The sequence below is a fragment of the Sanguibacter antarcticus genome (assembly GCF_002564005.1).
Classification (GTDB): Bacteria; Actinomycetota; Actinomycetes; order Actinomycetales; family Cellulomonadaceae; genus Sanguibacter; species Sanguibacter antarcticus.
The window spans coordinates 998,051-1,021,220 of record NZ_PDJG01000001.1; the positions used below are offsets into that span (position 1 = coordinate 998,051).

24 protein-coding genes are annotated in these 23,170 nt (G+C 68.5%); 22 read left to right on the plus strand and 2 right to left on the minus strand.

The window, feature by feature from the left end; translation table 11 throughout:
* Positions 1-55 precede the first annotated feature (55 nt).
* From ATL42_RS04485 to ATL42_RS04495, 3 genes are all read left to right on the plus strand, one after another.
* A complete protein-coding gene (locus ATL42_RS04485) occupies positions 56-1,018 on the plus strand; it encodes an RNA polymerase subunit sigma-70 (protein WP_098454322.1) in 963 nt (320 codons plus the stop codon).
* A 60-nt stretch (positions 1,019-1,078) separates the two neighbouring features.
* Complete coding sequence (locus ATL42_RS04490; RefSeq protein ID WP_098454323.1) at positions 1,079-1,684, plus strand: maleylpyruvate isomerase family mycothiol-dependent enzyme; 606 nt, start codon at positions 1,079-1,081, stop codon at positions 1,682-1,684.
* A 243-nt stretch (positions 1,685-1,927) separates the two neighbouring features.
* Positions 1,928-2,890 (plus strand): aldo/keto reductase, encoded by a 963-nt coding sequence (locus ATL42_RS04495; RefSeq protein ID WP_098454324.1) that lies wholly within the window; start codon positions 1,928-1,930, stop codon positions 2,888-2,890.
* A gap of 36 nt (positions 2,891-2,926) precedes the next feature.
* Here the strand turns inward: ATL42_RS04495 and ATL42_RS04500 are convergent, their stop codons facing one another.
* Entirely contained in the window at positions 2,927-3,559 is a 633-nt protein-coding gene (locus ATL42_RS04500; RefSeq protein WP_245862106.1) for an aminoglycoside 3'-phosphotransferase, read from the minus strand.
* A 404-nt stretch (positions 3,560-3,963) separates the two neighbouring features.
* Between ATL42_RS04500 and ATL42_RS04505 the strand changes: the two genes are divergently transcribed.
* From ATL42_RS04505 to ATL42_RS04595, 19 genes are all read left to right on the plus strand, one after another.
* Positions 3,964-4,146, plus strand: coding sequence for a hypothetical protein (locus tag ATL42_RS04505; protein ID WP_098454325.1), 183 nt, complete (start codon positions 3,964-3,966; stop codon positions 4,144-4,146).
* Between the two features lie 103 nt (positions 4,147-4,249).
* On the plus strand, positions 4,250-6,271 hold the full coding sequence (thrS, locus tag ATL42_RS04510) for a threonine--tRNA ligase (RefSeq protein ID WP_425443182.1): 2,022 nt from the start codon (positions 4,250-4,252) through the stop codon (positions 6,269-6,271).
* Complete coding sequence (locus ATL42_RS04515; RefSeq protein ID WP_245862108.1) at positions 6,268-6,858, plus strand: HIT family protein; 591 nt, start codon at positions 6,268-6,270, stop codon at positions 6,856-6,858. The genes thrS and ATL42_RS04515 overlap by 4 nt, the downstream gene beginning before the upstream one ends.
* 3 nt (positions 6,859-6,861) lie before the next feature.
* A complete protein-coding gene (pgsA, locus tag ATL42_RS04520) occupies positions 6,862-7,488 on the plus strand; it encodes a phosphatidylinositol phosphate synthase (RefSeq protein WP_098454326.1) in 627 nt (208 codons plus the stop codon).
* A complete protein-coding gene (locus ATL42_RS04525) occupies positions 7,485-8,459 on the plus strand; it encodes a phosphatidylinositol mannoside acyltransferase (RefSeq protein ID WP_098454327.1) in 975 nt (324 codons plus the stop codon). Before pgsA ends, ATL42_RS04525 begins: the two co-directional genes overlap by 4 nt.
* Entirely contained in the window at positions 8,456-9,646 is a 1,191-nt protein-coding gene (locus ATL42_RS04530; protein WP_169925470.1) for a glycosyltransferase family 4 protein, read from the plus strand. The genes ATL42_RS04525 and ATL42_RS04530 overlap by 4 nt, the downstream gene beginning before the upstream one ends.
* Positions 9,643-10,362, plus strand: coding sequence for a hypothetical protein (locus ATL42_RS04535; RefSeq protein ID WP_098456330.1), 720 nt, complete (start codon positions 9,643-9,645; stop codon positions 10,360-10,362). The genes ATL42_RS04530 and ATL42_RS04535 overlap by 4 nt, the downstream gene beginning before the upstream one ends.
* Positions 10,363-10,483: 121 nt before the next feature.
* Complete coding sequence (pdxS, locus tag ATL42_RS04540) at positions 10,484-11,362, plus strand: pyridoxal 5'-phosphate synthase lyase subunit PdxS (RefSeq protein WP_098456331.1); 879 nt, start codon at positions 10,484-10,486, stop codon at positions 11,360-11,362.
* Between the two features lie 7 nt (positions 11,363-11,369).
* Positions 11,370-12,026 (plus strand): NUDIX hydrolase, encoded by a 657-nt coding sequence (locus tag ATL42_RS04545; protein ID WP_245862111.1) that lies wholly within the window; start codon positions 11,370-11,372, stop codon positions 12,024-12,026.
* A gap of 44 nt (positions 12,027-12,070) precedes the next feature.
* On the plus strand, positions 12,071-12,673 hold the full coding sequence (pdxT, locus tag ATL42_RS04550) for a pyridoxal 5'-phosphate synthase glutaminase subunit PdxT (protein ID WP_245862114.1): 603 nt from the start codon (positions 12,071-12,073) through the stop codon (positions 12,671-12,673).
* Positions 12,674-12,676: 3 nt separating this feature from the next.
* On the plus strand, positions 12,677-13,432 hold the full coding sequence (locus tag ATL42_RS04555) for a YebC/PmpR family DNA-binding transcriptional regulator (RefSeq protein WP_098454330.1): 756 nt from the start codon (positions 12,677-12,679) through the stop codon (positions 13,430-13,432).
* Between the two features lie 40 nt (positions 13,433-13,472).
* On the plus strand, positions 13,473-14,042 hold the full coding sequence (ruvC, locus tag ATL42_RS04560) for a crossover junction endodeoxyribonuclease RuvC (RefSeq protein ID WP_211281779.1): 570 nt from the start codon (positions 13,473-13,475) through the stop codon (positions 14,040-14,042).
* Between the two features lie 97 nt (positions 14,043-14,139).
* Entirely contained in the window at positions 14,140-14,769 is a 630-nt protein-coding gene (gene ruvA, locus ATL42_RS04565) for a Holliday junction branch migration protein RuvA (RefSeq protein ID WP_098456333.1), read from the plus strand.
* A 22-nt stretch (positions 14,770-14,791) separates the two neighbouring features.
* Positions 14,792-15,820 carry a Holliday junction branch migration DNA helicase RuvB gene (gene ruvB / locus ATL42_RS04570; RefSeq protein WP_245862708.1) on the plus strand — a complete coding sequence of 343 codons (1,029 nt, stop codon included), beginning with the start codon at positions 14,792-14,794 and terminating at the stop codon, positions 15,818-15,820.
* A 146-nt stretch (positions 15,821-15,966) separates the two neighbouring features.
* On the plus strand, positions 15,967-16,362 hold the full coding sequence (yajC, locus tag ATL42_RS04575; RefSeq protein WP_098454333.1) for a preprotein translocase subunit YajC: 396 nt from the start codon (positions 15,967-15,969) through the stop codon (positions 16,360-16,362).
* A 105-nt stretch (positions 16,363-16,467) separates the two neighbouring features.
* The gene (secD, locus tag ATL42_RS04580) at positions 16,468-18,375 is read left to right on the plus strand and encodes a protein translocase subunit SecD (protein WP_098454334.1); all 1,908 of its coding nucleotides are present in this window, start codon (positions 16,468-16,470) and stop codon (positions 18,373-18,375) included.
* On the plus strand, positions 18,375-19,472 hold the full coding sequence (secF, locus tag ATL42_RS04585) for a protein translocase subunit SecF (protein ID WP_098454335.1): 1,098 nt from the start codon (positions 18,375-18,377) through the stop codon (positions 19,470-19,472). Before secD ends, secF begins: the two co-directional genes overlap by 1 nt.
* A complete protein-coding gene (locus tag ATL42_RS04590) occupies positions 19,469-20,020 on the plus strand; it encodes an adenine phosphoribosyltransferase (RefSeq protein WP_098454336.1) in 552 nt (183 codons plus the stop codon). The genes secF and ATL42_RS04590 overlap by 4 nt, the downstream gene beginning before the upstream one ends.
* Positions 20,021-20,069: 49 nt before the next feature.
* Positions 20,070-22,451: a RelA/SpoT family protein gene (locus ATL42_RS04595; protein WP_245862118.1), complete on the plus strand. Its 2,382-nt coding sequence runs from the start codon at positions 20,070-20,072 to the stop codon at positions 22,449-22,451.
* Here the strand turns inward: ATL42_RS04595 and ATL42_RS04600 are convergent.
* Complete coding sequence (locus ATL42_RS04600; protein ID WP_143556693.1) at positions 22,411-23,085, minus strand: hypothetical protein; 675 nt, start codon at positions 23,083-23,085, stop codon at positions 22,411-22,413. The two genes, ATL42_RS04595 and ATL42_RS04600, sit on opposite strands and share 41 nt — an antisense overlap.
* Between the last annotated feature and the right edge of the window lie 85 nt (positions 23,086-23,170).

A 23,170-nucleotide genomic window follows, 5' to 3' on the forward strand; every position in this document is an offset into this window, starting at 1 on the left:
TGTTCCCGTCCACGCCTCACCCGTTCCGCTCACGTCCTCGTGTAGAACTGAACGAGTGAGCAGTGAGGAACTCGAGGCGTACCGGAGGCCGTTGACGGGCTATTGCTACCGGCTGCTCGGATCAGCGGCGGATGCCGACGACGCGGTCCAGGAGACCCTGATCCGGGCGTCTCGCAAGCTCGCCGACTTCGACCCCCAGCGCGCCCGGCTGACCACCTGGCTGCACACGATCGCGACCAACATCTGTATCGACATGCTCCGAAGTGCCAGCAGGCGGGCCCTCGCGGTCGACTTGGGGCCAGCCTCGCAGAGCACAGAGATGGGAGCGCCGCTCTCGCCTGGGCGGTTCGTCGAACCGATGCCCGACGCTCGCCTGTTCGGCATCGACGACCCCGCCGATCGGATCGTTCTGCGCGAGACCGTGCGCCTCGCGTTCATCGCGGCCTTGCAACGCCTGTCGCCCAGGCAGCGCGCGACACTCGTTCTGCGCGACGTGCTGGTCTTCTCGGCGCAGGAGAGTGCCGAGATCTTGGGCACCTCGGTCGCGGCGGTGAACAGCGTGTTGCAGCGGGCGCGTGCAGCGCTCGCAGATCATCCGGTCGCCGTCACTGACGTTCTGGACCCTGAGGACGCCGTGCAGCGGGATCTGCTCGCACGCTATGTCGCCGCCTTCGAGGCGCACGACGTGCCCCGGTTGACAGCGTTGCTGCGAGAGGACGCGACCTCGTCGATGCCGCCGTTCGCGTGGTGGCTCTCCGGTCGAGACCGGATCGGGGCAGTGATGGCGGCCAGCGATGCCTGTGCTGGTGACCGGTTGCTGCCCACCGCGATCAACGGGTCGCCCGGGTTCGGACAGTACCGGCCCGGTCTGGACGGCCGGCTCGAACCGTTCGCTCTCCTCGTGGTCGAGGTCGTCTCCGGCCGCGTCGCTCACCTCGTGACCTTTCTCGGCAGCCAGGCGCGGTTCGCCGAGTTCGGGCTGCCCCCGGTGGTGAAGGAGACCGGGCTGGCGCGATGAGTGTGAGCGAGTCGGGTCGTACAAGCAGTGAGAGCACCCCGCACGACGAGGAGGAACCACATGTCTGCACACCCCGACGAGATCATCGCTGCGACCCACGCCGAGCGCACCCGGCTGGTGGGCCTGGTGCAGGACCTCGGACCGGACCGATGGAGCGTCCCGTCCCTGTGCGCCGGCTGGCAGGTCCGCGAGGTGCTGGCCCACCTCACGATGCCGTTCCGCAGCACGCTGCCGGACGTCGTCCTCGGCATGGCCAGGTCGCGCTTCTCGTTCGACCGCTACGCCGACCGCGACGCTCGTGCTGTCGCTCGATCGATGACCGACGCCGAGCTGGTGGACCTGCTGCGCGACAACATCACCCACCCCTGGCGTCCACCGGGTGGAGGCCGAGTCGGAGCATTGAGCCACGACGTGATCCACGGTCTGGACATCACCGAGCCCTTGGGCCTGCCTCGACCGCCCGTTGACCGGGTGGCGCTCGTGCTGCAGAACGCGACTCCCCGAGCCGTGCGGTACTTCCGGGTGGACCTGGACGGTACGAGACTGGTGGCGAGCGACGCAGACGTGACCATCGGGAACGGTGCCGAGGTGCGCCTGCCCGTCACGGATCTCCTTCTGGTGGTCTCGGGACGCCGCACGCTCGCAGAGACGATCAAGGAGGCGTGAGGAATGACGTCGGTGACCTAGCGACCGAGCCTCGGCGAACGACCATTCATCGAACATGTGTACGAGACCTGTGCGGTGGCCGGCGGTGGTCGGAAACGGTGCCGGCGCGGTTCGCCGGAGACCGGCGCGCCGACCCTGACCGCACACGGCGTCGCAAAGAGCCCGTTATCTTGTGGTAGCAACTACTATGGGCATGTTTAGCACGCGTAGACAGTGCACCTTTCGACGATCAAGAGGTCCCCGGTGGTTCGCATCTCTCTCGGCGCGAGCGGTCTCGTCGTGCCCCCGCTGTGCATCGGGACGATGTACTTCGGTACGCAGGTTCCCGTCCAGGAGTCGCACCGCATCTTGGACCGTGCGCTCGAGCGTGGGTATGCATTCTTCGACACCGCGAACAACTACGCGTTCTGGGCTGAGGGGGCGGTCGGTGACGAGTCAGAGCAGACGATCGGTTCGTGGCTGCGGTCCAGAGCCCGCGGCTCCGTGCTGGTCGCGACCAAGGTCGGAGCGCGACCTCAGCCGGGGAGCGCGTCCCTGGACTCGGTCCTCGGACTCTCTCGCCCAGCGATCCGCGAGCAGGTCGAAGGGAGCCTGCGTCGCCTCCAGACGGACTACGTGGACGTTCTCTACGCACACATCGACGACAGCCTGACCCCGCTGGAAGAGACGGTGAGCGCGCTCCTCGACGAGGTCGCGCGCGGCACCGCCCGGCGGATCGCCTGCAGCAACCTGTCCGCCGAACGCCTCAGCGACGCGGTCGACGCCGTCCAAGGTGGTCCCGGATACTGTGCGATCCAGCAGCGTTTCACCTACCTCACCCCGGCCGAGGGCGCAGACCTGACCCCGCACGTCCTGCTCTCCGAGGACGTGATGGAGGTGGCAGAGAGAGCCTCCATGTCCAGGCTCGGATACTCGCCTCTCCTCGGCGGCGCCTACTCCGCACCTGGCCGAGGCGTCCCCGACACGTACATATCCGAGAACACCGAGCGGCAGCTGAGCGCACTTCGAGACGTCGCGTCGACGTACGAGGTCGACAGCGGACAGGTGGTGCTCGCCTGGATGGCCCAGCGGTCGCGTCCGGTCGTCCCCGTCGTCGGGGTGTCGAGCGTGCAGCAGCTGGAGTCGGCTCTCGTCGGCGCACAGACACAGCTGGACACCGCGGCGCTCCAGCACCTGGAACAGCAGCGGGGGACGCAGCACGCCTGACGAGGCCGACCCGCGACGCCCCACCACGCGTGAAGCTCAGGACTCGGAATCCCTGAGGGCGCGATAGAAGGCGATCCGCGCCAGGTCAGGTCTGACCCCGTAAGCCTCGTAGAACACACCGTCCCAGCCCGTGCCGTAGTTCCACTCGAGGCTCATCGCGCAGACCGCAAGATCAGCCCAGCGGTCACCCACAGCAAGGTCGCCGACGTCGACGATCGCGGCAAAGCGCCCCTCGGCGTCAACCAGCGTGTTCGGAACGCACGCGTCACCGTGCACCAGCACCGGGGCATCGACCGGTGGCCGCGCACCGAGCTCCTGCGGCGTCCGCGACACCCACGACTCCCAGTGCAGCGGCACCCCGGCGACCGGCACCGCATGCAGACGTCGAAGCCCCTCGGCGACAGCCCGCACAGCCTGCTCCGGGCGGGCCCGCCAGACCGCGCTCGCGGCCGAGCCTGCGTCGAGCGCTGCTGTGATCATCCACTGCCCGGCCCCGTCGTCACCCGAACCCAGCAGGTGCGGAGCAGGAAACCGCCCCTCCAGCCACCGCAGGCGCTCCGCCTCCCGCCCGAGGTCGATGCCAGCGGCACGGGGGCTCCACTTGAGGTACCGATCCCCGAGCCGCCATGTCTGGCCACCGAGCGCGTTCCTCCACGCCAGCTCAGGCACGACCGGTGCCGAAGCTGTGTCCGTCCCACAGAGCTCCTCGACTATCAGAGGCGGAGACTCTCCCGGTCCGAGCATGAGGTAGCGAAGCGTCCACTCGTCGTCCGGCCCGTCAGCGCCGCGAAGATCTGACGCGTTCACCAGCGACCCCGCCTCATCGTGCCCAGCCTGCCGTGACGAGCGCCGTCATGAACCGATCCATGCCACCACACTATGTCGATCGAGGCACGGGCCGGCGGACACCTGCTCACCCGACGCGCCGGCGCACCCAGGCTCAGACGGAGCACTTTCCCCGACCTGAGGCGCTACCCACCGCGCTGCAAGCCCGTGCTCGGTACCGTGGGAGGAAGAGGTCACCGCTCCGGAGACCTCCAGCAGCACGCCACCACCAGCTCAAGGAGCCCCACATGGCAGAGAACAAGTCTGGATTCGGCATGGACGACCTCGGTGCGCTCGCAGGAAAGGCCAAGGAGCACCTCACCGACGAGAACATCGACGCCATCGCGGAGAAGGTCACCGCTGTCGCTCCCGACTCCGTCGACAAGGCTGTCGCGGCACTGGCCGAGAAGGCGAAGGACGCGAACAACTGACGCGGTCGGCACCGGTGGCCCACGAGCGCGGCCGGTATCGGTAACATCGAGGGGCACATGTCATCAGGCGTGTGTCCCTCGATCGTCATTGGAGTAGACCACCGTGTCTGAGTCGTCGTTGCTGGGCCAGTCCGTCACCATCACAGTCGATGGGCAGCAGACGACGGTCACCACCGGCACGACCGGCACCCAGCTCTTCGCTGACCGTCGTGAGGTCGTCGTGCTGCGTGTCGACGGCGAGCTGCGGGACCTCGCCTCGGAGCTCCTCGAGGGCACGGTCGTCGAGAGCGTCACGATCGACTCGCCCGACGGTCTCGACGTGCTGCGCCACTCCGCCGCCCACGTCCTCGCGCAGGCGGTGCAGCAGGTCAACCCCTCCGCCCGGCTCGGGATCGGCCCGCCCATCAAGGACGGGTTCTACTACGACTTCGACGTCGCAGAGCCTTTCACGCCCGAGGACCTCAAGGCGCTCGAGAAGGCGATGATGCGCATCGTCAAGGAGGGCCAGACCTTCCGTCGGCGTCCCGTCGCCGACACCGACGCGCTCGTCGAGCTTGCCGACGAGCCCTACAAGGTCGAGCTCGTCGGGCTCAAGGGCACGAGCGACACCGCCGCCGAGGGCGCGTCGGTCGAGGTCGGTGCAGGTGAGCTGACGATCTACGACAACGTCCGACGCAACGGTGACGTCGCCTGGTCGGACCTCTGCCGTGGCCCGCACCTGCCGAGCACCAAGCTCATCGGCAACGGGTACCAGCTCATGCGCAGCGCCGCCGCCTACTGGCGCGGCAGCGAGAAGAACCCCCAGCTGCAGCGCATCTACGGCACCGCGTGGGCGACCAAGGACGCGCTCAAGGAGCACCTCGAACGGCTCGCCGAGGCGGAGCGTCGTGACCACCGCCGCCTCGGAACCGAGCTCGACCTGTTCTCCTTCCCTGACGAGATCGGCTCTGGTCTCGCGGTGTTCCACCCCAAGGGCGGGATCATCCGTGCGGAGATGGAGCAGTACTCCCGCAAGCGGCACGTCGAGGAGGGCTACTCCTTCGTCAACACCCCGCACATCACCAAGGAGCAGCTCTTCCAGACCTCGGGGCACCTCGACTGGTACTCGGAGGGCATGTACCCCCCGATGCAGCTCGACGAGGAGCACGACGCCGACGGCGTGGTGCGCAAGGCCGGGCAGAACTACTACCTCAAGCCCATGAACTGCCCGATGCACAACCTCATCTTCGCGTCGCGGGGGCGGTCCTACCGCGAGCTGCCGCTGCGCCTCTTCGAGTTCGGGACCGTCTACCGCTACGAGAAGTCGGGTGTGGTCCACGGGCTCACGCGTGCCCGCGGGTTCACTCAGGACGACGCCCACATCTACTGCTCGCGCGACCAGATGAAGTCCGAGCTCACGAACGCGCTCACGTTCGTCCTCGGCCTGCTCAAGGACTACGGCCTCGACGACTTCTACCTCGAGCTCTCCACCCGCGACCCCGAGAAGTCGGTCGGGTCGGACGAGGTCTGGGAGGAAGCGACCCGCACCCTCGCCGAGGTCGCGGCCGAGTCCGGGCTCGAGCTCGTCGCCGACCCCGAGGGGGCAGCGTTCTACGGACCCAAGATCTCCGTCCAGGCGCGGGACGCCATCGGACGCACGTGGCAGATGTCGACCATCCAGCTCGACTTCAACCTCCCGGAGAAGTTCGACCTCGAGTACGCGGCTGCTGACGGCACCCGTCAGCGTCCGGTGATGATCCACCGTGCGCTCTTCGGTTCCATCGAGCGGTTCTTCGCGGTCCTCACGGAGCACTACGCGGGTGCGTTCCCGGCCTGGCTCGCGCCGGTCCAGGTTCTCGCGGTCCCCGTCGCCGAGCCGTTCAACGACTACCTCGCCGACGTGGTCGCACAGCTGCGTGCGAGCGGGATCCGCGCCGACCTCGACGACAGCAGCGACCGCTTCGCGAAGAAGATCCGCACCGCGTCCACGCAGAAGATCCCGTTCGTGCTCATCGCCGGGGGAGAGGACGCCGAGGCCGGCGCCGTGTCCTTCCGGTACCGCGACGGGCGCCAGGACAACGGCGTACCCATCGCGGACGCGATCGAGCGTGTCCGCGCCGCGGTGCGGGACCGGGTCCAGGTGTGAGCGAGACCTCCGGGGAGCACCCCGGCGTCCCGGACGCGCTCGAACGGCTGTGGACGCCGCACCGGATGATCTACATCGGCGGGCAGGACAAACCTGTCGACGCGACCTCTGCGTCCTGCCCGTTCTGCTCGATCCCCGCGCGCGACGACGAGGACGCCCTCATCGTCGCGCGCGGGACGCACGCCTACGTGGTGCTCAACCTGTACCCGTACAACTCTGGGCACCTCCTCGTGTGCCCGTACCGGCACGTCGCCGACTACACCGAGCTCACCGAGCCCGAGGTCGCCGAGGTCGCCGCACTCACCCGGACAGCGATGTCCGTGGTGCGTGAGGTGTCCTCGCCGCACGGGTTCAACCTCGGGATGAACCAGGGCGCTGTCGCTGGCGCCGGCATCGCCGCTCACCTCCACCAGCACGTCGTGCCCCGGTGGGAGGGCGACTCCAACTTCTTGCCCGTCGTCGCGCGCACCAAGGCGCTCCCGCAGCTGTTGTCCCAGACACGGCAGCTGCTCGCCGACCGGTGGCCCACGGCCGCAGCACCTGACCACGACACGAGTGCGTCCACCCCGACGCACGAGGAGGGATAGCACGTGCTGAGCCGACTGAGGGGCGTCATGACGATGCTCTTCACCCCCCTCGCCCGCGTGCTCCTCCGGGCAGGAGTCTCACCCGACGCCGTGACGGCGCTCGGTGCCGTCGGCGTGCTCGTCACGGCCCTGTGGGCGTTCCCGACGGACCACCTCGCGGTCGGCTCCGTCGTCATCGCCCTCTTCGCGTTCCTCGATGCGCTCGACGGCACGATGGCACGTCTCTCCGGCCGGTCCAGCCTCTGGGGAGCGTTCCTCGACTCGACGCTCGACCGGCTCGCGGACGCCGCCATCTTCTGCGGGCTCGCCGCCTACTTCCTCGTCCAGCACGACGGTGGTCTGCGCACGTACGGCACGATCGCGGCCCTGGCCTGCCTCGTCTTCGGTTCCCTCGTCTCCTATGCACGAGCTCGTGCCGAAGGCCTCGGCATGACGGCGAACGTCGGGATCGCGGAACGCGCTGACCGCCTCCTCGTCTCCCTCGCTGCCACCGTGCTCGTCGGCCTCGGAGCCCCCGCACAGGTGCTCGTCGGCGCACTCGTGCTCCTTGCCCTGGCCAGCCTCGTCACTGTCGTCCAGCGGATGCTGACCGTCCGCCACCAGGCGTTCGCCGTACCGAGCCCCTCATGATCGACTCAGCACGAGCCTTCCACCTCGCGTGGCGCCACGTCGGCACGCTCCCGCCCGTGATCGTGCGTGGACTGTTCTCGGTCGTCGCCGACGTCGCGTCGTTGAGCCGTCGCGGTGGCGTCGACCAGCTCCGTCGCAACCTTCGTCGTGCGCGCCCTGAGGCCTCCGCGCGGGAGATCCGCACGCTCGCTCGCCGCGGTATGCGGTCCTACATGCGGTACTACCGCGAGGTGTTCGTGCTCCAACGCACGAGCGAGGCACAGATCGCTGCGCGTGTGCGCGTCGACGGCCTCGAGAACTGCACCCGTTTCACCGACGCCGGTGTCTCACCTGTCGTCGCGCTCACCCACCAGGGGAACTGGGACCTCGCCGGGGTCTACGCCTCGCGGCACATCGCCCCAGTCCTCACCGTGGCCGAGCGCCTCGAGCCACCAGCCCTCTACGAGGAGTTCAAGGCGTTCCGCGAGGGGCTCGGCATGGAGATCCTCACGGCCGGGGACGGCGACGTCTTCCGCAGGCTCATGCGCGAGGCGAGGAGCCCAGCACCAGCGCGCCTCATCTGCCTGCTCGCCGACCGTGACCTCAGCCACAACGGCATCGAGGCCCGGCTCTTCGACGCCCAGGTCCGCGTCGCGACAGGCCCTGCCGCCCTCGCTGTGGCGTGCGGTGCGCCCCTCGTCGGAGCGAACATCGTCTACGAGCGGCTCACCGGCGCACGTCGTCGCGCCGCGGGCAGCCCGTGGGGCATCGTCATCACGTTCCACCCGGCCGTCGACGTCCCGACAGCGGGCACCAAGGGCGAGCGCATGCAGGCCGCGACCCAAGGCTGGGTCGACGCGGTGAGCCCCGGTCTCGCCGAGCACCCCGAAGACTGGCACATGCTCCAGAAGGTGTTCGTCGACGACCTCGACCCGGTGCGCCTGGCGCACACCAACCAGCGGACGGACACGCCATGGCACAGCGAAGCCTGAGAGTCGGGATCGTCTGCCCGTACTCGTTCGACGTCCCCGGCGGGGTCCAGTTCCACGTCCGCGACCTCGCCGAGGCGCTCATGGCGCAGGGGCACACCGTCTCCGTGCTCGCCCCCGCCGACGAGGACACACCCATCCCCGACTACATCACGTCCGCCGGGAAGGCGATCCCCGTGAAGTACAACGGATCGGTCGCCCGGATGACCTTCGGCCCCCGCACCGCAGCCAAGGTGCGCCGATGGCTCAAGGAGGGCGAGTTCGACATCCTCCACCTCCACGAGCCCGTCACACCGAGCCTCGGCATGCTCGCCCTGTGGATCGCACAAGGACCCATCGTCGGCACCTTCCACACAGCGCTCATCCGGTCACGAGCGCTGCAGATGGCGTACCCGCTCGTCCGCCAGAGCCTCGAGAAGATCTCCGCTCGCATCGCCGTCTCCGAAGACGCACGCCGCACGCTGGTCGAGCACATGGGCGGGGACGCGGTCGTCATCCCCAACGGGGTGTACGTCGAGAAGTTCGCCTCGGCGTCTGCGCTCCCGGACTGGACCGGTACGCCCGGTGCGCCGACCATCGCCTTCCTCGGTCGCCTCGACGAACCTCGCAAGGGCCTGCCGGTCCTGACCGGGGCGATCCCAGCGATCCTCGCTGAGGTCCCGGGCGCACGGTTCCTCGTCGCAGGACGCGGTGACGACGGCCAGGCTGCGGCGCTCGAGGCGCTCGGCGAACAAGCGCGGTCCGTCGAGTTCCTCGGCTCCATCAGCGACGACGAGAAAGCACAGCTGCTCTCCTCTGTCGATCTCTATGTCGCGCCGCAGACCGGCGGGGAGAGCTTCGGCATCGTGCTCGTCGAGGCCATGAGCGCCGGGGCGTGCGTCGTCGCGAGCGACCTCGGTGCCTTCGAGCGCGTCCTCGACGACGGCCAGGCAGGCTTCATCTTCCGCGTCGGAGACAGCGCCGACCTCGCCCGAGCAGTCCTCGACGCGCTCGCCGACCCGGCCGGCCGAGCCGAGAAGATCTCCTACGCGAGCCGCAGCGTGCTCCAGTTCGACTGGTCGACCGTGACCGGTCAGGTGCTCACCGTCTACGAGATGGTCCTCGAGGCGAGCCGCGCGCTCGGCGGCGTCCGCGAAGACCCGTCGTCGATCCGGCCCGGCCGCGGCCGATGGACCGAGGTCACGTCATGACCTGGTCCGAGACCACGATCCTCGTCCTGATCATGCTCGCGCTGGTGGCCTGGCTCCTGTGGGTCTCGGCATCGAGGCTCGACCGACTCCACCGCAAGGTCGTCGCATCACGCCTCGCCCTGGACTCCCAGCTCGTCCGTCGCTCCGCGGCTGCCGTCGACCTCGCAGCCTCTGGCGCGCTCGACCCGGTGAGCTCCGTCCTCGTCGCGGAGGCAGCCCACGAGTCCTCCGTCGCCGAAGACTCCGGAGGTCACCAGCTCGTCGCAGCAGTCCCCGACCTTGCCGACCTCGTCGCGCTCACACGCCAAGACGCCGCCGACCACCGGGCGCCGACGCGCAAGGGAGTGTCGCGAGCGCTCGGCACCGGCTTCAGCGACGACCGGGCCCAGGCAGAGAGCATCCTCTCGGCCACCCTGCGCACCGTCCTGGAGGACCCCACCGAGGTAGAGGAGCTCTACCGATCACCGGACGGCGACGCTCTCCTCGAAGCGCTCGCGGCGGCCTGGTACCGGGTCCAGCTTGCCCGACGCTTCCACAACGAGGCCGTCGCCCAGGCTCAGCGCGTGCGCAGCAAGGCTGTCGTCCGGGCGGTGCGGCTCGCCGGGCACGCGGTCATGCCAGAGACGGTCGAGCTCGACGACGCCTGGCCCACGGCACTGCGGCGACCCGGTGCGACGGGTGGACGAGGAGCCTCGACGGGCACCCTCTCGGCGTAGCATTGAGCCTTACGGCGTGGTCAACGGGCTACGTGATCCGACGCAAGACTGAGTGAGGTTTGCTGTGCCAAGCGAGAACACGTCACGTGAGGGAACTGCGACTGCCGCAGAGGCGAACGACATCGTCGGCAGCGCCAGGGTCAAGCGGGGCATGGCGGAGATGCTCAAGGGTGGCGTCATCATGGACGTGGTCACGCCCGAGCAGGCGAAGATCGCCGAGGATGCCGGAGCCGTCGCGGTCATGGCGCTCGAGCGTGTGCCCGCCGACATCCGTGCACAGGGTGGCGTCTCGCGGATGAGCGACCCGGACATGATCGACGGCATCATCGAGATGGTCTCGATCCCCGTCATGGCGAAGGCCCGCATCGGGCACTTCGTCGAGGCGCAGGTGCTCCAGTCGCTCGGTGTCGACTACATCGACGAGTCCGAGGTCCTGACCCCGGCGGACTACGCCAACCACATCGACAAGTGGTCCTTCACTGCACCGTTCGTGTGTGGCGCGACCAACCTCGGCGAGGCCCTGCGCCGCATCAACGAGGGCGCAGCGATGATCCGGTCGAAGGGCGAGGCCGGCACCGGCGACGTCTCGAACGCGACGATGCACATGCGCACCATCCGGGCGGAGATCCGACGCCTGAGCTCGATGGCTGAGGACGAGCTCTTCGTCGCGGCAAAAGAGCTCCAGGCCCCCTACGACCTCGTGGTCGAGGTAGCGCGCACCGGCAAGCTCCCCGTCGTGATGTTCACGGCAGGCGGCATCGCGACGCCGTCCGACGCCGCGATGATGATGCAGCTGGGGGCTGAGGGCGTGTTCGTCGGTTCCGGCATCTTCAAGTCGGGCAACCCGGCAGAGCGCGCCGCCGCGATCGTCAAGGCGACGACCTTCTACGACGACCCCGACGTCATCGCGAAGGTCTCCCGTGGTCTGGGCGAAGCGATGGTCGGCATCAACGTCGACGAGATCCCTGAGCCCCACCGTCTCGCAGAGCGCGGCTGGTGAGCAGAGCTTGACCGACCTCTCGTCCGGAACCCCTGACGCCCACGCGGTGTCGGGGGTTCCGTCGTCGGGTCTCTCGAGCGGCGGAACGCTCGCTGGCCAGCCCGAGACCCACCCCGAGACCCAGCATCTCGACCCGGGCTGGACGCTCGGCCCGGACGGGATGCTCACGCGCCACGCAGCGCGGGTCATCATCGTCGACGCGACGGACCGTGTCCTTCTCTTGCGCGGGCACGACGCGGACGACCCGACGCGGCACTGGTGGTTCACGGTCGGAGGTGGCATCGACCCGGGGGAGGACGAACGGGACGCTGCCGTCCGAGAGGTCTTCGAAGAGACGGGCCTGCGCGTCGCACGAGACGACCTCGACGGGCCGGTGCTCACCCGGTCCGCGATCTTCGACTTCGCGCGGGCGCACCGCCTCCAGCACGAGACGTTCTACGTGGTCCGCCTCGACAGCGCGGCGGGCTTGAGCCGGTCAGGGTGGACCCTGCTCGAGTCGAGCTTCCTCGACGAGTGCGCCTGGCTGACGCTCGACGAGCTGCGCGCCGTCGAGATCGAGGTGTTTCCCGCCTCGCTGGCGACGATCGTCGCCGATCTGCTCCCCGGATGGGACGGGACCACGCAGCACCTGGGCACCGAGGACGAGAACACTGCTGTCGGTTGACGGCGTCCGGGACAGTCACCGCCGCCCGCGTACGATGGTCGATCGTGAATCCTTTGATCGGTGTCCTGGCGCTTCAGGGCGACGTCCGTGAGCACCGCGCGGCTCTCGAGTCCTCAGGCGCGCGCACCGTCGGTGTCCGCCGGGTCGCGGAGCTCGAGGCTGTGGACGGTCTCGTCCTGCCTGGCGGGGAGTCGACCACGATCGACAAGCTCCTGCGCATCTTCGATCTCTACGAACCGCTGCAGAAGGCGATCGCCGACGGGCTGCCCGTCTACGGGTCCTGCGCCGGGATGATCCTTCTCGCCGACACGGTCGTCGGCGGCACGAGCGACCAGCAGACCCTCGGGGGGCTCGACGTCGTCGTGCGGCGCAACGCGTTCGGACGCCAGGTCGACTCCTTCGAGACCGACCTCGACGTCGAGGGGGTCGAGGGCCCGCCGGTGCACGCTGCGTTCATCCGTGCCCCGTGGGTCGAGTCGACCGGGCCCAGGGCGAGCGCCATCGCGACGATCCGGACGGGTCCTGCCGCCGGTAGGATTGTCGCAGTCCGTCAGGGTGGCCTCTTGGCGACGTCGTTCCATCCCGAGATCACGGGCGACGCTCGCATCCACCAACTGTTCGTATCGATCGTTCGCAAGGGGTACTAACGCATGTCAGGTCACTCCAAATGGGCCACGACCAAGCACAAGAAGGCCGTCGTCGACGCGAAGCGCGGAAAGCTCTTCGCTAAGCTCGTCAAGAACATCGAGGTAGCTGCCCGCACAGGCGGCGGTGACCTCGCCGGCAACCCGACACTCTTCGACGCCATCCAGAAGGCGAAGAAGACCTCGGTCCCGAACGAGAACATCGACCGGGCGGTCAAGCGTGGGTCCGGCCAGGAGTCCGGCGGCGCCGAGTACCTGACGATCCTCTACGAGGGCTACGCCTCGGGCGGCATCGCGCTCCTCGTCGAGTGCCTCACCGACAACCGCAACCGCGCAGCGGCCGAGGTGCGCACCGCGTTCTCTCGCAACGGCGGGCAGATGGCCGACCCAGGCTCCGTGTCCTACCTCTTCGCCCGCAAGGGCGTCGTCATGGTTCCCAAGGACGGGACCGACGAGGACTCCGTCATGGAGGCGGTCCTCGAGGCCGGGGGAGAAGAGGTCACCGACTTCGGCGACGCCTTCGAGGTGCTGTGCGAGGCCACCGATCTCGTCGCCGTCCGCACGTCCCTGCAGGACGCAGGGATCGAGTACGACTCTGCCGACGTCGTGTTCCACCCGTCCATGCAGGTCGAGGTCGATGCGGAGGGCGCTCGCAAGGTCCTGCGTCTCATCGATGCTCTCGAGGACTCGGACGACGTCCAGAACGTCTACTCGAACTTCGACGCGTCCGACGAGGTCATGGCCGAGCTCGAGGACGACTGACCAGGACGCGGACGGCAGAGCTCCCGGGAACGGTCGAGACGTGCGAGTGCTCGGTGTAGACCCGGGGCTGACCCGCTGCGGCATCGGGGTCGTCGACTCTCAGTCGGGGCGCCGGGCTCAGCTGGTGGCTGTCGGTGTGGCGATGTCGCCTCCCGACATCTCGGTCGACCAGCGCCTGCTTCTCATCGCCGACGAGCTCGACCGATGGATGGACCTTCATGTCCCGGACATCGTCGCGGTCGAGCGGGTCTTCGCCCAGCACAACGTCTCGACGGTCATGGGCACCGCGCAGGTCGCGGGTCTCGCGATGGTCGCTGCTGCGCGTCGTGGGGTGCCGGTCGCCATGCACACACCGAGCGAGGTGAAGGCCGCCGTCACCGGGAGCGGACGCGCAGGGAAGGAACAGGTCCAGCGGATGGTCGCGAACATCCTCGGCCTCGCTGAGGTTCCCAAGCCAGCGGACGCCGCTGACGCCCTCGCGATCGCCATCTGTCAGCTCTGGCGGCCGGCGGCCTTGCTCGACAAGGCTGAGCGTTTTGCCCTCACCCCTGCTCAGAAGGCGTGGGCGGCGGCCGAGCAGGCGGCGCGTCGGGCCCGAGGCACCCGGTGACCCTTGATACGGTGGTGTGTTCGTACACGTGTTCGCACGACGCCCGCCCTCGTGCCTCTCGGCCGACGGCTGCGTCCGCCTCGAAAGTGAGCTGTCCGTGATCGCATCGTTGAGCGGGACCGTCCAGATGCTGCGGCTCGACTCTGCAGTGGTGGAGGTCGGCGGCGTCGGCTACCTCCTGCACGCCACGCCGGCGACCTTGGCGACGCTCCGCGTCGGCGCGCAGGCGAGCCTCTCGACCTCTCTCGTGGTGCGGGAGGACTCGATGACGCTCTTCGCGTTCGCCGACGACGACGAACGGTCGGTCTTCGAGGCGGCGCAGACCGTGAGCGGGGTCGGGCCACGGCTCGCGCTCGCCATGCTCGCAGTCCTCACGCCGAATGCGCTGCGGCGGGCTCTCGCCTCCGGTGACCTCAAAGCGCTCACCCGGGTTCCCGGGATCGGTCAGAAGGGAGCCCAGCGGCTCGTCCTCGAGCTGGGGGACAAGCTCGGCCACCCGGTGGACGACGAAGCGGCGGGCGTGTCGGGATCGGCAGCACGCGAGCTCGCAGGGGACCAACGCGAGCGTGTGAGCGAGGCCCTCGTGGGTCTCGGCTGGTCCACGAAGGTCGCCGACGACGCGATCACGACCGTTCTCGGTGATCTCGGTGTCGACCACGTGGCAGCCGCAGACGTGCCGAGCATCCTGCGCAGCTCGCTCAAGGTCCTCGGCGGACATCGTGGGTGAACCGGACGTCGATGCTCTCGGTATCGACCTCGCGCCGGGACGAGCGACCGGCGCCGGCGCCGACGAGCTGGAGCGTGCCGCCGAGGCCGCGCTCCGACCACGCAGCCTCGACGAGTTCGTGGGCCAGCGCGTCGTCCGTGACCAGCTCTCGCTCGTGCTCGACGCAGCGGTCGGGCGCGGCGCGCCCCCGGACCACGTGCTCCTCTCCGGGCCGCCCGGGCTCGGCAAGACGACGCTGGCGATGATCATCGCAGCCGAGCTCGCCACGTCCCTGCGTGTGACGTCGGGTCCGGCCATCCAGCACGCCGGAGACCTCGCGGCGGTCCTGTCCTCGCTCGACGAGGGAGAGGTCCTCTTCATCGACGAGATCCACCGCCTGGCACGCCCGGCGGAGGAGCTGCTCTACGTCGCGATGGAGGACTTCCGTGTCGACATCATCGTCGGCAAGGGAGCAGGAGCCAGCGCGATCCCGTTGAGCCTGCCTCGTTTCACGGTGGTGGGAGCGACGACCCGAGCCGGACTGCTGCCTGCTCCGCTGCGCGACCGGTTCGGCTTCACCGGACACCTCGACTTCTACTCTGCCGAAGAGCTCGAGCGCGTCCTCGTGCGATCAGCGAGGCTGCTCGGCGCGGACCTCGCGCCCGACGCCGCGGTCGAGATCGCGGGGCGGTCGCGAGGAACGCCTCGCATCGCCAACAGGCTGCTGCGCAGAGTTCGCGACTGGGCCCAGGTGCGTGGCGACGGCTCCCTCGACCTGCAGGCCGCGCACGCAGCGCTCGATGTGTACCAGGTGGACGCGCTGGGCCTCGACCGGCTCGACCGTGCCGTGCTCACCGCTCTGTGCACGCGGTTCGGAGGCGGGCCGGTCGGTCTCACGACGCTCGCCGTCACGGTCGGCGAGGAGCCCGAGACCGTCGAGACCGTCGCCGAGCCCTACCTCGTGCGGGAGGGGCTCGTCGGACGCACGCCGCGCGGGCGGGTTGCGACGCCAGCGGCGTGGCAGCACCTCGGGCTCACGCCCCCGGCCGAGGCCTCGACGCTGTTCAGCTAGCGGCCCCAGCCCGTGGTCTCGCGCTCGTCCTGCAGGAATACCGACGGAAGGCACCAATCGGGCGGCCCGGTCGTTAGTCACTTCGGCGCACCTGCGCCTAGACTCCGGTAGTTCCCTCTGCAGAACAGGAGACGTGATCCCACGTCATGGAAATTCTTCTCTTCGCCGCGCTAGCCATCGGCGCCATGTTCCTCATGTCGCGTAGCTCGCGCAAGAAGCAGCAAGCGTCGGTCGCGTTCCGCGACGACCTTCAGCCAGGCCAAGAGGTCATGACCGGGTCCGGATACTTCGGTACGGTCGTCTCGGTCGCGGATGACGTCGTCACGCTCGAGAGCACGCCTGGAAACCGTTCACGCTGGCTCCGGGCCGCGATCGCCAAGCAGGTCGACCCCGTCTCCTCTGAGGGGGAGGCCGTCGCAGCAGAGGCTGCTCAGACAGATGCCGGACAGAAGGTCGACATCGAGAAGAAGCAGGCCTTCACGATCCCGGACGACATCTCGGGCCTGATCGAGAAGCCGAAGCCGGACGACACGACCAAGTAGGCAGGCAGCACCACCCAGACAGCACGGCCCGGCACGGCACGCGGGTCACAGACTCGCACCGGTGACCGTTCTACGGCCTCGGTGCGCGCACGGGAAGAGACTCCGTTGGCCACCACCAACCGCAAGAAGCCCGGCAAGAGCCGGGCGCTCGTCGGACTTCTCATCATCGTCCTCGGAATCTTCGGATCCCTCCTCGCCGGGACCATCTGGTCCAGCGCCGAGTGGACACCGAAGCGGGCGCTCGACCTCGAGGGCGGTACGCAGATCATCCTGCAGCCCGTCACCGACAACGACGAGCAGGTCACCGCCGAGGATCTTGAGCAGGCCATCGCGATCATCCGCCAGCGTGTCGACTCCTCCGGCGTCGCAGAAGCCGAGATCACGAGCCAGGCCGGCAGCAACATCGTCGTGGCGCTGCCCGGCACCCCGAGCCAGGAGACCCTGGACCTCGTGCGCGAGTCGGCACAGATGCAGTTCCGACCGGTCCTGTTCTTCGGCAACCCCGCGGTGATCGAGCCTTCTGAGGAGACGGCCGAGACCGAACCGGCCACCGAGCCCGTGGTCCCGACCGACCCGAGCGACTTCGCTCAGGTGACTCCAGAGCTCTTGGCCGAGTTCGACGCCCTCGACTGCACCCTGCCAGCGAACCTCGCCGGCGGCGGCGGCGCCCAGGACGCGAACGCACCGATCGTCGCGTGCGGATCCGACGGGACGATGAAGTACATCCTCGGCCCGATGGAGATCGCTGGGCTCGACATCGACAGTGCGACCTCGGGGCTCCGGACGAACTCCCAGGGCACCACGCTCAACGACTGGGCCGTGAGCATCCAGTTCAACTCCGAGGGCGCAGACAAGTTCACCGAGGTCACCACCCGGCTGTCCAAGCTCCCGACGTACTCGTCGTGGATCCTGCTCAACCCGCCGACGCAGTCGCCCGGCATGTTCGCGATGGTGTTGGACAACCTCGTGATCTCGGCGCCGACGGTCGAGGTGATCATCGCCGACGGCCAGGCGGAGATCACCGGGAGCTTCACGCGGGAGACGGCGACGACCCTCGCCAACCAGCTGAACTTCGGCGCGCTGCCCCTGACGTTCGAGGTGCAGAGCGAGTCGCAGATCTCGGCGACGCTCGGCAGCGAACAGCTCCAGAAGGGCCTGATCGCCGGCCTCATCGGTCTCGCGCTCGTCGTCCTCTACTCGCTCGTCCAGTACCGTGCGCTCGGCCTGGTCACCGTCGCGTCGCTCGTCATCGCTGGTCTTATCACCTACGGGCTGATCACGCTCCTCTCATGGACGCAGGGGTATCGACTGTCCCTGCCGGGTGTGGCAGGTCTCATCGTCGCGATCGGGATCACCGCCGACTCGTTCATCGTCTACTTCGAGCGGATCCGTGACGAGCTGCGCGACGGACGCTCGCTCACCTCCGCGGTCGAGACAGGGTGGCAACGAGCGCGCCGGACGATCCTCGCGTCCGACGCGGTCAACTTCCTCGCCGCGATCGTCCTGTACTTCCTCGCGGTCGGTGGCGTGCGCGGGTTCGCGTTCACCCTCGGTCTGACGACCGTCGTCGACATCCTCGTCGTGTTCCTCTTCACCCACCCGCTCATGCGGGTGCTCGCGACGACGAAGTTCTTCGGCAAGGGGCACCGTGCGTCGGGTCTCGACCCGCGTCAGCTCGGCGTCGAGTCGGTCCGGTACGCGGGCCGTGGACGTGTGGCCAGCAGGTCGTCGGGGCTCGGTACGGCAGCTCCCGACGGATCGGCTCCGGGATCGAGCACGAAGGTCCTCGTGGGAGCAGGCAGGTCTGGCGCCGACGACGGGAGGAAGATGACGATCGCTGAGCGTCGAGCCGCGCAGTCCAGCAGTTCGACGACCGACCACGACGTGGTCGCCGACGATGCTCCGGACAGCACCGTGCTGGCCGACGATCCGGATTCCGACGGCCCAGAGGCCGCGGACGAGACGAAGTCCGACGATCACGAGATCGACGAGCACAAGGGCGGGAACCTCTGATGGCCGCGGGATTCTCACAGTGGGGCAACGACCTTCACACCGGTCGACGCTCGTACAACGTCGTCGGCGCACGCCGCCGCTTCTACCTCGCGTCGGCGATCATGGTGCTGCTCGCGCTCGTCGTGCTCCTGACTCGTGGTTTCAACCTCGGTATCGAGTTCCGAGGTGGCTCTGAGTTCACCGTCGACGGTGTCGTGACCCAGAACCAAGAGATCGCCGCCGACGCGGTGGCATCCATCGCTCCGAACGAGGTGCCGCGCATCTCGACGCTCGGGGACAGCGCCATCCGCGTGCAGACCGCCGAGCTGACCGAGGCTCAGGTCGGTGACGTCCGCGTCGCGCTGGCCGACGCCTACGAGGTCGCCAGCACCCAGGTGACGAGCTCGTTCATCGGCCCGTCCTGGGGCAAGGACGTCTCCCAGAAGGCGATCACGGGGCTCATCGTCTTCCTCGTCCTGGTCGCGATCGTCATGACGCTCTACTTCCGTGCGTGGCGCATGGCGCTGGCCGCGATCCTCGCGCTCTTCCACGACCTCATCATCACGGCTGGCGTCTACGCAGCGATCGGCTGGGAAGTGACGCCTGCGACGGTGATCGGGTTCCTCACGATCCTCGGCTACTCCATCTACGACACGGTGGTCGTCTTCGACAAGGTGCGTGAGAACACCGACGACGTGCTCGACCAGTCGCGGACCACCTACGCGGAGCAGGCCAACCTCGCCGTCAACCAGACGCTCGTGCGCTCGATCAACACCTCGATCGTCGCGCTGCTGCCCGTCGCATCGATCCTCTTCATCGGTGCGTTCATCCTTGGAGCAGGCACCCTGCGCGACATCTCGCTCGCCCTCTTCGTCGGGATGGGCGTCGGGACATACTCGTCGATCTTCTTGGCGACGCCGCTCGAGGTGACTCTTCGCCAGCGTGAGGCGAAGACCGCAGCCCACACGGCAAAGATTCTTGAGGCGCGGTCCGCGGTCGTCGTCACCGACGAGACGGGAGCGAGCACCACCACGGCACTCGCATTCACCGGTCACCTGCAGCCGGGCGCGCACCAGGGGCACCAGGCCCAGCCGCGCAAGCGCAAGAGCGGCCGATGAGCCTCGTCGCTGCGTCAGCAGGTCCGCACGCTGACCTCATCTCGAGCCACATCCGCGACGTCCCGGACTTTCCCGAGCCCGGGATCCTGTTCAAGGACATCACGGGCCTGCTCGTGGACCCTGAGGGGTTTCGCGCCGTCATCGACGCTCTCGCCCATGCGGTTCCTGCAGATGTTGACCTCGTCGCCGGGATGGAAGCGCGAGGATTCATCCTCGGTGCGGCTCTCGCCGCTCATCTCGGAAAGGGTTTCGTCCCCATCCGCAAGGCCGGAAAGCTCCCGCCTCCGACGCACGCGGTGACCTACGACCTCGAGTACGGGCAGGCGTGCCTCGAGCTGCGTGAGGGCACGGTCCGCCCTGGCGTCGGGGTGCTGCTCGTCGACGACGTGCTCGCGACCGGTGGGACGGCTGCGGCCGCAGCACAGCTCGTCGAGGCGGTCGGTGCACGGGTCGTCGGGCTCGCGTTCCTCCTCGAGCTCACCGCGCTCGACGGACGGAGCCGCCTCGCCGGGCGAGAGGTGTCCTCCATCTTGGCGACGGCACCGTAGAATCTCCTCCTCGGGGCTTTCTCCCGAGCTCGGATCCCGGGAGGCGCGCATGAGCGAAGGAACGCGCACCACTCCGGTGCCTGCGAACGACGAGTCGCACAGCGAGACCTCGACGGCTGCCACGCCCGTCACGGACACGACCGTGGCGCCCGTCGCGCCGACGCTCGGTTCTGCGAGCCGTGTGCGCTCCCGCCTGGTTCGCTTCGGATCACGGCACGCGGTCGGTACGCCCGCGCTCGAACCGCTGTTGCGAGCGGTCCGGGCCAACCACCCCAAGGGTGACGTCTCGATCATCGAGCGTGCGTACGTGACGGCCGAGAAGGCCCACCGCGGTCAGATGCGCAAGAGCGGCGATCCGTACATCACGCACCCGGTCGCTGTCGCGTCGATCCTCGCCGAGCTCGGGATGACGCCGTCGACGCTCGCCGCCGCGCTGCTCCACGACACGGTCGAAGACACCGACTACTCCCTCGATCAGCTACGAACCGAGTACGGCGACGAGATCGCGATGCTCGTCGACGGCGTGACCAAGCTCGACAAGGTCACCTACGGAGACGCGGCGCAGGCCGAGACGGTCCGCAAGATGGTCGTCGCGATGGCCCGTGACATCCGCGTCCTCGTCATCAAGCTCGCTGACCGGTTGCACAACGCTCGGACCTGGAAGTTCGTGCCGTCTACGTCCGCTCAGCGCAAGGCACGCGAGACGATCGAGATCTACGCGCCGCTCGCGCACCGGCTCGGCATGAACACGATCAAGTGGGAGCTCGAGGACCTGTCCTTCCAGACTCTCTATCCCAAGGTCTACGACGAGATCGTGCATCTCGTCGCTGAGCGTGCGCCAGCGCGCGAGGAGTACCTCGCACTCGTACGGGAGCAGGTCATCGCAGACCTGCGCTCGGCCAAGATCAAGGCCGCGGTGACCGGGCGCCCCAAGCACTACTACTCGATCTATCAGAAGATGATCGTGCGCGGGCACGACTTCGCGGAGATCTACGACCTCGTCGGGACACGGGTGCTCGTCGACTCGGTCCGCGACTGCTATGCGGCTCTCGGAGCGCTGCACGCGCGATGGAACCCGGTCCCTGGCCGGTTCAAGGACTACATCGCGATGCCCAAGTTCAACATGTACCAGTCGTTGCACACGACGGTGATCGGTCCTGGCGGCAAGCCTGTCGAGATCCAGATCCGCACCCACGACATGCACCGGCGGGCGGAATACGGCGTCGCCGCCCACTGGAAGTACAAGGAAGCGGACAAGGCAGCGAAGCCTGGGGGCGAAGCCGGGAGCGGCGACATGCAGTGGCTGCGCCAGCTCGTCGACTGGCAGCGCGAGACAGCCGATCCTTCAGAGTTCCTCGACTCCTTGCGCTTCGAGATCAGCGGCGGCGAGGTGTACGTCTTTACCCCCAAGGGAGACGTCATCGCTCTGCCGGCGGGCTCGACGCCCGTCGACTTCGCGTACGCGGTCCACACCGAGGTAGGGCACCGGACGATGGGTGCCCGGGTCAACGGTCGGCTCGTCCCGCTCGACTCCACGCTGGACAACGGTGACGTCGTCGGGGTCCTCACCTCGAAGTCGGAGACCGCAGGCCCGAGCCGCGACTGGCTGGCCTACGTCAAGAGCCCACGCGCGAAGAACAAGATCCGGCAGTGGTTCTCCAAGGAACGTCGCGAAGAGGCGATCGAGCAGGGCAAGGACGCCATCGCGAAGGCGATGCGCAAGCAGAACCTGCCGATCCAGCGCATCCTCTCCCACGAGTCGATGGTGACGACTGCACACGAGATGCGGTTCGCGGACGTGTCGGCGCTCTACGCCGCCATCGGCGAAGGGCAGGTTTCCGCGGCGAACGTGGTCCACCGGCTCGTGAAGTCGATGGGGGGCGAGGACGGCAATGCTGAAGACCTTGCCGAGACTGCCCGTCCCGGCCATGCGTCGCGCCGTCCACGGACGGGCGCCCCGGGCGTCGCGGTGAAGGGTGTCGACGACATCTGGGTGAAGCTTGCCAAGTGCTGCACCCCGGTCCCCGGGGACGAGATCGTCGGTTTCGTGACGCGCGGGCAGGGCGTGAGCGTCCACCGGGCGGACTGCGGGAACGTCGAGGGTCTGCGGGCCCAGCCCGAGCGCATCGTCGAGGTGGAGTGGACCACGGGTGGCAACACGCTCTTCCTCGTCCAGATCCAGGTCGAGGCGCTCGACCGCTCACGTCTCTTGTCCGACGTCACGAAGGTGCTCTCCGACAACCACGTGAACATCCTCTCTGCGACCGTCTCCACGTCGACCGACCGCGTAGCGGTCTCGCGGTTCGTCTTCGAGATGGCGGAGCCGGCCCATCTCGCGACCGTCCTTGCGGCGGTGCGCAAGACCGAGGGCGTGTTCGACGTCTACCGGATCACCGGCTCGAAGGCTGCGGAGACGCGGATCCTGACCTGACCGAGCGGGCGGCGTGGAGGAGGAGGTCCCGTGCGCGGCCTGCTCCGCGCCAGTTCGCGACCCGATCCAGGCGCTGCAGGCAGTCCGAGACCTCGACGCCGTGGCGCAGCAGACAGACGAGGATCGCTGTCGCTTCGTCAGGGTCGGCCCAGGTGGCGACGTCGAGCGCCGTCCGCGCCGGGTCGGTGACCCGGAGGCCGCCGATCATGACGACCTCCCACGGACGGACCGAGGCTTGTGACAGCTCGAGCCCTGTGGTGTTGCGCGGACGGTATCCGCGCGGCTCGTACAGGACGCTCAGGTGCACCGGCCGCGGCGTGCCGGTGTGCACCCATGCTGCGGTTCGTCGACCGACGATGACGTCCCGCGGGACCTGGTGGACGAGAGACCGTGCTCGGAGCTCCGGGGTCGCTGCCAGCCCCGCAGGCAGTCCGTGCCCGTCCCACAGCTCGACGATGTCCCCGTCACGCACCATGGCGGCCCACGCCTGAGAGCCGAGAGACTCACGGGAGTACGGCGGCTGCACGACAGGTGGTGGGGCGAGCAGCTCGTCGAGCGTCAGCGGGTCGGACGAGCCGCGGGGGAGCGCAGTCGGGATGAGCGCAACGGGGATGAGCGCGGTGGGAATGAGCACGGTGCCACTGTGCCCCGGCACTGCGTCGCGACGCCAGAAGAGGCCCGCCATCTGTGGATGACGAGCCTCTTCTCGACGCTGGGCG

Bases quoted from the DNA above. Each gene is read 5' to 3' on its own strand.
- ATL42_RS04490 (WP_098454323.1), top strand. From the start codon at position 1,079: ATGTCTGCACACCCCGACGAGATCATCGCTGCGACCCACGCCGAGCGC.
- ATL42_RS04505 (WP_098454325.1), top strand. From the start codon at position 3,964: ATGGCAGAGAACAAGTCTGGATTCGGCATGGACGACCTCGGTGCGCTC.
- ATL42_RS04525 (WP_098454327.1), top strand. From the start codon at position 7,485: ATGATCGACTCAGCACGAGCCTTCCACCTCGCGTGGCGCCACGTCGGC.
- ATL42_RS04535 (WP_098456330.1), top strand. From the start codon at position 9,643: ATGACCTGGTCCGAGACCACGATCCTCGTCCTGATCATGCTCGCGCTG.
- ATL42_RS04555 (WP_098454330.1), top strand. From the start codon at position 12,677: ATGTCAGGTCACTCCAAATGGGCCACGACCAAGCACAAGAAGGCCGTC.
- yajC (WP_098454333.1), top strand. From the start codon at position 15,967: ATGGAAATTCTTCTCTTCGCCGCGCTAGCCATCGGCGCCATGTTCCTC.
- secF (WP_098454335.1), top strand. From the start codon at position 18,375: ATGGCCGCGGGATTCTCACAGTGGGGCAACGACCTTCACACCGGTCGA.
- ATL42_RS04590 (WP_098454336.1), top strand. From the start codon at position 19,469: ATGAGCCTCGTCGCTGCGTCAGCAGGTCCGCACGCTGACCTCATCTCG.
- ATL42_RS04595 (WP_245862118.1), top strand. From the start codon at position 20,070: ATGAGCGAAGGAACGCGCACCACTCCGGTGCCTGCGAACGACGAGTCG.